The sequence below is a fragment of the Kitasatospora sp. NPDC058406 genome, from assembly GCF_042722765.1.
Classification (GTDB): Bacteria; Actinomycetota; Actinomycetes; order Streptomycetales; family Streptomycetaceae; genus Kitasatospora.
Genome location: NZ_JBHXKE010000481.1, coordinates 1 through 2,026, shown reverse-complemented (window position 1 = coordinate 2,026; position 2,026 = coordinate 1). Strand labels below are relative to the sequence as shown.

Sequence of the window (2,026 nt, the reverse complement as noted above, 5' to 3'; positions counted from 1 at the left end):
CCAGGGGCGGGCCCGGCCGTCCCGCCCCGCGCGGGGCGGCTCCGCACCCGGCCGGACGGTCCGTGACATCCCGGCGGCCGTACCGCGACGCGCGCCTGAACAGCGGCGACCGCCGACCGGACGCCGACGAACGGAATGCGCACCCCCGGTCCCGGCGTTGCATAGGCTGGTCCCGGGCAAGGCCGCCAACGGAGTCGGCGCACCCCCAGAACCGGTACGACCTCGCGAAACCCTCCCGCCTGGCCCCGCCGGTGTCTGCACCCAGATGAAACGAGGAGCAACCGATGTCGGAGACCCGCGCCGACGCCCGAACCCCGCTGGACCGCACCCCGCAGTGGGCCGCTCTCGCCAAGCACCGGGAGGAGTTCGGCGCGACGCACCTGCGCGACCTGTTCGCCGCCGACCCGGAGCGAGGCCGCCGCTACACCCTCCAGGTCGGCGATCTGCACGTCGACTACGCCAAGCAGCTCGTCACCGACGAGACGCTGGCCCTGCTGCGCGAGCTGGCCGGGGCCACCGGCGTCGCCGCCCTGCGGGACGCCATGTTCCGCGGCGAGAAGATCAACACCACCGAGCACCGCGCCGTCCTGCACACCGCGCTGCGCGCCCCGCGCGACGCCGTGATCGAGGTCGACGGCGAGAACGTGGTGCCCGGCGTCCACGCCGTGCTCGACAAGATGGCCGCCTTCGCCGAGCAGGTCCGCAGCGGCGCCTGGCGCGGCCACACCGGCCGGCGGATCCGCGCCGTCGTCAACATCGGCATCGGCGGATCCGACCTCGGCCCCGCCATGGCCTACGAGGTGCTGCGCTCCTACACCGACCGCGGCATCGACGTCCGCTTCGTCTCCAACGTGGACGGCGCCGACCTGCACGAGGCCGTCCGCGACCTCGACCCGGCCGAGACGCTCTTCGTCGTCGCGTCCAAGACCTTCACCACCATCGAGACCATCACCAACGCGGTCTCCGCCCGGAACTGGCTGCTCACCGGCCTGCAGGCCGACACCGACGCGGTGGCCAAGCACTTCGTCGCCCTCTCCACCAACGCGGAGGGCGTGGCCGACTTCGGTATCGACACCGCCAACATGTTCGAGTTCTGGGACTGGGTCGGCGGCCGCTACTCCTACGACTCGGCGATCGGCCTCTCGCTGATGATCGCGATCGGGCCGGACGCCTTCCGCGAGATGCTGGACGGCTTCCACCTGGTCGACGAGCACTTCCGCACCGCGCCGCCCGAGGAGAACGTCCCGCTGCTGCTCGGCCTGCTCGGGGTCTGGTACGGCGCCTTCTTCGACGCCCAGGCGCACGCGGTGCTGCCGTACTCGCACTACCTGTCGAAGTTCACCGCCTACCTCCAGCAGCTGGACATGGAGTCCAACGGCAAGTCGGTGGACCGCGACGGCAACCCGGTGAGCTGGCAGACCGGCCCGGTGGTCTGGGGCACCCCCGGCACCAACGGCCAGCACGCCTACTACCAGCTGCTCCACCAGGGCACCAAGCTGATCCCGGCCGACTTCATCGGCTTCGCCCGGCCGGTCGCCGACCTGCTGCCCGGCCTGGTCGCCCAGCACGATCTGCTGCTCGCCAACTTCTTCGCCCAGACGCAGGCGCTGGCGTTCGGCAAGACGCCGGAGGAGGTCGCGGCGGAGGGCGTGCCCGCCGAGCTCGTCCCGCACAAGACCTTCCGCGGCAACCACCCGACCACCACGATCCTGGCGGGCGAGCTGACCCCGTCGGTGCTCGGCCAGCTGATCGCGCTCTACGAGCACAAGGTGTTCGTCCAGGGCGCGGTCTGGAACATCGACTCCTTCGACCAGTGGGGCGTCGAGCTGGGCAAGGTGCTCGCCAAGCGGATCGAGCCGGTGCTGCTGACCGGTGAGGGCACGGAGGAGCTGGACAGCTCCACCGCCGAGCTGGTCGCCCGCTACCGCGCGCTGCGCGGGCGCTGAGACCGGCCGGGGGGGGGGGGGGGGGGGGGGGGCGGCGGCCCCCCCCCCCCCCGCGCGGCCGGGGCCCGCCGGGGGGGTAG

1 protein-coding gene is annotated in these 2,026 nt (G+C 72.7%); it reads left to right on the top strand.

Features of this window, described 5'->3' with window-relative positions; translation table 11 throughout:
• The first annotated feature begins 284 nt into the window (after positions 1-284).
• On the top strand, positions 285-1,946 hold the full coding sequence (pgi, locus tag ACFWOG_RS40700) for a glucose-6-phosphate isomerase (RefSeq protein WP_355399280.1): 1,662 nt from the start codon (positions 285-287) through the stop codon (positions 1,944-1,946).
• Positions 1,947-2,026: the final 80 nt, after the last annotated feature.

Coding starts and splice junctions, on each gene's coding strand:
- pgi (WP_355399280.1), top strand. CDS start 285: ATGTCGGAGACCCGCGCCGACGCCCGAACCCCGCTGGACCGCACCCCG.